Consider the following 6,281-nt stretch of genomic DNA (forward strand, 5'->3'; position numbering starts at 1 on the left):
GCTCCCGCCCGTGGGCCGGGCGGGGGTGGAGCGTTGCCCCGGCCCCGCGGCGCCCAGCGCCCGCGGGCGCAGCCGGGAGACCGCCCGGCCGACCGGATGGGGCCTGGTGATCTCGCCGTCGGTGGGCGCCGGCCCCGGGCCGATCAGGCTGTGCACAGCGCGGACCACCTTGGGCTGGCGGGCCCGGTCGTCCCCGCGCAGGCCCGTCTCCAGCTCGTGTGAGCCCAGCGACCAGGCGATGACGATGATGCGCCCGACGCCGGCGACCTTGCCGGCGTGCGCCCGCTCGAGACGGGCGCCGCGCACGGCCTCCCGCGGGATCCAGAACGGCTCGTTACCGGCCCGGTCCACCCGGATGCCGCGGTCGTGGACGGAGACGTACGCGTCGGCCCGTCCCCCCAGCCCGCGGGCGGTGACCCGGTCGAGCCAGTGGCCGGCGTCCACCGTGCCCAGGTACAGGCCCTTGATCGGCGCGGCCACCACCTCACCGATGGTCTCGGGGACCGCCGGCAGGTCGGGCAGGTCCTCCTCCTGGCGGCGCGCGCGGTGGCGCCAGCTGCGGCGCATGGCGTCCACCGCGGCGATGAACAGCAGGATGCAGCCGAAGGCGAACAGCAGGTGCAGGCCCAGCCGGTCCGGGCCGCGCGCGGGCTCCGCCAGGGGAAGGCCGCCGGGCAGCGCCGCGAACGCGGCGGCGAAGGTGAGATGGTCGGTCATGCGATCTTCCCGTCGAGCACGGTTGGACGCCCCCGCAAGAACGTGGCCTGGACCCGTCCAGGCAGCTTGCGGCCAGCGTAGGGAGTGTTGCGGCCACGGCTGGCCAGCGCGCCGGCGTCGACCGTCCACCGGGCCACCGGATCGACGAGGACCAGGTTCGCCACGGCTCCCGCCGACAGCGACAGCGCCCCGGCGCCGGCCGGGTGCACGTCGTGGGCGGCCGCCCGGGACGGCCGCGAGCCGGCCACGGGCGGGTGGTGATGCCCGCCAGCCTGCCCGCCAGCCTGGCCACCAGCCAGAGCATTGGCCCGACCGCCGGTGAGGCCGCCGGGCAGACCGCCGATCCGCCCGGGGGCGACCGACATCCGGTCGGCGAGGCCGGCCCAGTCCAGCAGGCCCGTCTCCAGCATGGTCATGATGGCGATCGACAGGGCGGTCTCCAGGCCGACCATGCCCGGGCGGGCGGCCATCCACTCGGTCTCCTTGTCCTGCGGGGCGTGCGGGGCGTGGTCGGTGGCGATGCAGTCGATCGTGCCGTCGGCGAGCCCGGCGCGCAGCGCCGCCACGTCCGCGGCGGTCCGCAGCGGCGGGTTGACCTTGTAGACCGGGTCGAAGGAGGTGACCAGGTCGTCGGTGAGCAGCAGGTGGTGCGGGGTGACCTCGGCGGTGACCCGCCAGCCCTTGGACTTCGCCCACCGCAGCAGCTCCACCGAGCCGGCGGTGGAGACGTGGCAGACGTGCAGCCGGGAGCCCACGTGGCCGGCGAGCAGCGCGTCCCGCGCGATGATCGCCTCCTCGGCGGCGGCCGGCCAGCCGGGCAGGCCGAGCCGCGCGGAGACAGCCCCCTCGTTCATCTGCGCGTCCTCGGTCAGCCGGGGCTCCTGGGCGTGCTGGGCGATCACCCCGTCGAACGCCTTGACGTACTCCAGCGCCCGGCGCATGAGCACCGCGTCGGACACGCAGTTGCCGTCGTCGGAGAACACCCGCACGGCCGCCGCCGAGGACGCCATCGCGCCGAGCTCGGCGAGCCGGGTGCCGCGCAGCCCCTCGGTCACCGCGCCCACCGGGCGCACGTCGCAGTGCCCGGCGTCCCGCCCGAGCCGCCAGACCTGCTCGACGACGCCGGCGGTGTCCGCGACAGGCTCGGTGTTGGCCATCGCGAACACGGTGGTGAAACCGCCCAGTGCCGCCGCCCGGGTGCCCGAGGCGACGGTCTCGGCGTCCTCCCGGCCCGGTTCGCGCAGGTGGGTGTGCAGGTCCACCAGCCCGGGCAGGGCGACCAGGCCGTCGGCGTCCAGGACCGTCGCGCCCACGGCGGACAGGTCGCGACCGGCCTCGGCGATGATCCCGCCGTCGAGCAGCAGGTCCACCGGGTCGCCGCCGAGCGGCCGCACCCCGCGCAGATGCCAGCGCCCGGCCTCGTGCGCGGGCCCGCCGGCGGTGTCGCCGCGCCGCGTCATGGCACCTCCCTGGTACCGCCGAGAAGCAGATACAGAACCGCCATCCGCACGCTTACGCCGTTGGCGACCTGTTCGACCACGGTCGAGCGGGTCGAGTCGGCCACATCCGAGGCGATCTCCATGCCGCGCACCATCGGCCCCGGGTGCATGACCAGCGCGGACGGCGGCATCGCCGCGAGCCGGTCGGCGTCCAGACCGTACCGGCGGCTGTACTCCCGCTCGGTGGGGAAGAACGCCGCGGTCATCCGCTCCCGCTGCACCCGCAGCATCATCACCACGTCGCTGGTGGGCAGGACCGCGTCCAGATCGTAGGAGACCGCCACCGGCCACTGCTCCACCCCGACCGGGACGAGGGTGGGCGGGGCGACCACCGTCACGGACGCGCCCAGCGTGGACAGCAGCCACACGTTGGAGCGGGCCACCCGGGAGTGCAGGACGTCACCGACGATCGTGACGGACAGGCCCTCGACCCGGCCGAGCCGGCGGCGGATGGTGAACGCGTCCAGCAGCGCCTGGGTCGGATGCTCGTGGATGCCGTCCCCGGCGTTGAGCACGCTGCCGCGCACCCAGGCGGCCAGCCGGTGCGGCGCGCCGCTGGCGGGATGCCGGCAGACCACGGCGTCGGCCCCCATCGCCTCCAGGGTCTGGGCGGTGTCCTTGAGGCTCTCGCCCTTGGAGACGCTCGACCCCCGGACCGAGAAATTGATCACATCCGCGGACAGCCGCTTGGCGGCGAGCTCGAAGGACGTCCGGGTCCGGGTCGAGTCCTCGAAGAAGAGGTTGACCACGGTACGGCCGCGCAGGGTCGGCAGCTTCTTCACCGACCGGCCGGCGACGGTGGCCATGTACTCGGCGGTGTCCAGCACCAGCAGGGCGTCGTCCCGGCCGAGATCCTGGGTGGACAACAGGTGGCGCATCATGCCTGCCCCGCCGTCCCCGGCCGGCTCACAGCCGGCCCGTTCACAGCCGCGGCGGGCGGCGGTGCGACGGCCCGGCCGTGCCGGCACGCCGGGCGCGCCGGCGCACCCCCCGGACTCATCGGCCCGCTCCTTCCGACAGGATCATCACGGCGTCCCGGCCGTCGGTCTCGGTGAGGCGGACCGCGACGGCCTCCTGCCTGGACGTCGGCATGTTCTTGCCGACGTAGTCGGCCCGGATCGGCAGCTCCCGGTGCCCGCGGTCCACCAGCACCGCGAGCTGCACCACCCGGGGCCGGCCGAACTGCGCCAGCGCGTCGAGCGCCGCCCGCACCGTCCGGCCGGAGAACAACACGTCGTCCACCAGGATCACGGTGCGGCCGTCGATCCCACCGTCCGGCAGGTCGGTCACCGCCAGCGGGCGGACGGCGCGCAGCTGGAGGTCGTCACGGTGCATGGTCGGATCGAGCGAGCCCACGCCGAGCTCGACGCCTTCGACCGCCCGGACCCGGTCGGCGAGCCGGCGGGCCAGCGGGACACCGCGGGTGGGTATACCGAGGAGCACGACGCCGTTCCCACCGGCGGTCTTCTCCAGGATCTGGTGGGCCATCCGGGTGAGCACCCGGCCGATGTCCGCGCCGGAGAGCACCGTGTGGGCCGTGCCGGGGCTGTCGGGAGCGCCTGCCCGCGGGCCGGGCGCGGACCCGGCCTGGCCGGGGGCGCCTGGCCCCGGGGTGCCTGGCCCGGGCCTACCTGGAGTGGGCCTACCTGGGGCGGGCGTGGTCATATCCAGGCCCTCCTTCCCCGCCTCACGGGACGGTCCTTAAAGGAGCGGTCCGGATGACGGTATCAGGCAGCACGCATTGTCACTGCACGTTACCTAACATGAACTGCCTGCACACGAACGGTCCGTGACACAGAAATTCTTTACTCGTAACGCCTAGTGCAATCGACGGGCTACAGAAAGTGGTACAAAGAAAGTGTCGACACGACCCCCCTGGTGGTGAGCGACAACCGACCCAGGACTACTATCGGTAACCACCGGCGGCAAGAGCCCCGGTTCCAACTGATCGACCACGACGGGAGTGGGCACTCCGATGTCCGACTATGCGAAGGCGCTCGGTGCTCGGCTGCGAGCAATACGCACCCAGCAGGGGCTCTCGCTTCATGGCGTCGAGGAGAAGTCGCACGGGCGCTGGAAGGCTGTCGTCGTGGGCTCCTACGAACGCGGAGATCGCGCTGTTACGGTGCAGCGCCTGTCCGAACTGGCCGAGTTCTACGGTGTCCCCGTGGGAGAGCTCCTCCCCGAGGGTTCCACCGTGGCTCCGCTCGAGCAGTCTCCGCGCATCGTCCTCGACCTGGAACGGCTTTCCCAGGTTCCGAAGGAACACGGCGGCCCACTCGCCCGCTATGCGGCGACCATCCAGAGCCAGCGTGGGGACTACAACGGCCGCGTACTGTCCATCCGGTACGAGGACCTGCGTTCCCTGGCCGTCATCTACGACACCTCGCCGAGCAAGCTCACCGAGCAGCTCGTCTCATGGGGCGTCCTGAGCCCGGAACAGGGCCAGGAAGCCGGAATCAGCGAATCGGCCTGACCGGCCACCGCTGACCGGGCCCTGCCTGACACAGGCGGCGCGGGCGCGCCTTTCACGTCGCCGCGGGACGTGAACGTGGGCCTGGCGGGGCCATCGGCGGACCACGCGGCCTGCTCGGCCGCAGGCGGAGGCGGCCTGCTCGGCCGCACGCGGAGCCAGCGTCGTCTCCGCGTATGCCGTCGTCACGGGCGTCGTCATGTCCGGACGGCCGTCGGCGGCAGATCGTTCCCGCGTGCCGCCGACGGAAGACGAGCAGGTCCGGCCGCTTCGCCCCCGGCCTGGTCGGGACATCCTCCGAGATGTCACCCGGCCAGGCCGGGGACACCCACGTTCTCGAACGAGCGGGGCCTCGACACTGTTCCCGGCGGTCGCGCCGCGGTGGGCCTGACGGGCCTCCTACGAGCTGTCGCGCTCCTGGCGTTCCCCGCGAGGGATGTTCCCCGCCAGTGATGTTCCCCGCCAGGCCGCTGCGGGCCCGCGCTCCTACGAGCGGGAGGCCCGGCCCAGCTTGAGGTCGAGCAGGCGCGCCAGCAGCCCGTTGACGAAGACCGGCGACCGCTCGGTCGACACCAGACCCGCCAGCGCCACCGCCTCGTCGATGGCCACCCCGTCGGGGATGTCCTCACGCCACAGCAGTTCCAGCGCGCCGATCCGCAGAATGTTGCGGTCCACCGGCGGCATGCGCTCGAGGGTCCATTCCTCGGCATGGTCGGAGAGCATCTCGTCGATGTCGGCGAGCCGCTCGACGACACCCTCGACGAGCGAGACCGTGTATTCGGGCACCGGCGGGTCGGCCTGGGCGAGCCGCTGCGCGAGAGTCTCGGTGAAGCTGCTCCCGCGCAGGTCCGCCTCGTAAAGGATGTCGAGAGCGCGCTTGCGGGCCTTCGACCGGGCGCTCAGCTCGTCACCCGGCCCAGGTAGCGGCCGTCCCTGGTGTCCACCTTGACCTTCTCCCCGGTGGTGATGAACAGCGGCACCTGGACCGTGGCACCGGTCTCCAGCGTCGCCGGCTTGTTGCCACCGGTGGAACGGTCGCCCTGGACACCCGGCTCGGTCGCCGCGATGACCAGCTCGACGCTGGCGGGCAGCTCCACGTAGAGCGGCTCCCCGTCATGCAGCGCGACCGTCGCCGTCGTGTTCTCCAGGATGTAGCTCGCCGCGTCGCCCACGACCGCCGGCGGGATCGGGATCTGGTCGAACGACTCGCTGTCCATGAAGACGAAATCAGCGCCGTCACGGTAGAGGAAGCTCATCTCACGGCGGTCGACGGTCGCCACCTCGACCTTCACCCCGGCGTTGAAGGTACGGTCGACAACCTTGCCGGTCAGCACGTTCTTCAACGTCGTCCGGACGAAGGCCCCGCCCTTGCCGGGTTTGACGTGCTGAAACCCGACGACGTTCCACAGGGTGCCGTCGAGGTCGAGCGTCATGCCGTTCTTCAGATCATTCGTGGTCGCCACTGCGCACAACTCTCCAGCCGGACCAGCAGGTTGGCCCGTTCGACTGACGGGGGGGGATCCCGCGAAAGTCTATCTGCCCCGGGCAGCGCCTTCGGCGCGGCCCGGGGACCCCGCCACCCACATGCCCCC

General features: G+C 72.6%; 7 protein-coding genes. 1 reads left to right on the forward strand and 6 read right to left on the reverse strand.

Annotated elements, in window-relative coordinates:
- From NBX02_RS16680 to pyrR, 4 genes are all read right to left on the reverse strand, one after another.
- Positions 1–717, reverse strand: a 717-nt coding sequence (locus tag NBX02_RS16680) for a PH-like domain-containing protein (protein ID WP_445548486.1), incomplete at its 3' end; no start/stop codon positions are given.
- Complete coding sequence (locus NBX02_RS16685) at positions 714–2,177, reverse strand: dihydroorotase (RefSeq protein ID WP_250284817.1); 1,464 nt, start codon at positions 2,175–2,177, stop codon at positions 714–716. The genes NBX02_RS16685 and NBX02_RS16680, both read right to left, overlap by 4 nt.
- Complete coding sequence (locus NBX02_RS16690) at positions 2,174–3,097, reverse strand: aspartate carbamoyltransferase catalytic subunit (RefSeq protein WP_250284815.1); 924 nt, start codon at positions 3,095–3,097, stop codon at positions 2,174–2,176. The genes NBX02_RS16685 and NBX02_RS16690 overlap by 4 nt, the downstream gene beginning before the upstream one ends.
- 115 nt (positions 3,098–3,212) lie before the next feature.
- Positions 3,213–3,881 carry a bifunctional pyr operon transcriptional regulator/uracil phosphoribosyltransferase PyrR gene (gene pyrR / locus NBX02_RS16695; protein ID WP_445548487.1) on the reverse strand — a complete coding sequence of 223 codons (669 nt, stop codon included), beginning with the start codon at positions 3,879–3,881 and terminating at the stop codon, positions 3,213–3,215.
- Positions 3,882–4,191: 310 nt separating this feature from the next.
- Between pyrR and bldD the strand changes: the two genes are divergently transcribed.
- Complete coding sequence (gene bldD, locus NBX02_RS16700; RefSeq protein WP_013874517.1) at positions 4,192–4,692, forward strand: transcriptional regulator BldD; 501 nt, start codon at positions 4,192–4,194, stop codon at positions 4,690–4,692.
- Positions 4,693–5,175: 483 nt separating this feature from the next.
- Here bldD and nusB read toward each other — a convergent pair whose 3' ends face one another.
- Both nusB and efp read right to left on the reverse strand, forming a co-directional pair.
- Positions 5,176–5,592: a transcription antitermination factor NusB gene (gene nusB, locus NBX02_RS16705; RefSeq protein ID WP_445548488.1), complete on the reverse strand. Its 417-nt coding sequence runs from the start codon at positions 5,590–5,592 to the stop codon at positions 5,176–5,178.
- A complete protein-coding gene (efp, locus tag NBX02_RS16710) occupies positions 5,589–6,152 on the reverse strand; it encodes an elongation factor P (protein WP_250284813.1) in 564 nt (187 codons plus the stop codon). The genes nusB and efp overlap by 4 nt, the downstream gene beginning before the upstream one ends.
- Positions 6,153–6,281 lie beyond the last annotated feature (129 nt).

This window comes from Protofrankia sp. CiP1_Cm_nod1 (assembly GCF_920888515.1).
Classification (GTDB): Bacteria; Actinomycetota; Actinomycetes; order Frankiales; family Frankiaceae; genus Protofrankia.

Coding starts and splice junctions, on each gene's coding strand:
- NBX02_RS16685 (WP_250284817.1), bottom strand. CDS start 2,177: ATGACGCGGCGCGGCGACACCGCCGGCGGGCCCGCGCACGAGGCCGGG.
- NBX02_RS16690 (WP_250284815.1), bottom strand. CDS start 3,097: ATGATGCGCCACCTGTTGTCCACCCAGGATCTCGGCCGGGACGACGCC.
- bldD (WP_013874517.1), top strand. CDS start 4,192: ATGTCCGACTATGCGAAGGCGCTCGGTGCTCGGCTGCGAGCAATACGC.
- pyrR (WP_445548487.1), bottom strand. CDS start 3,881: ATGACCACGCCCGCCCCAGGTAGGCCCACTCCAGGTAGGCCCGGGCCA.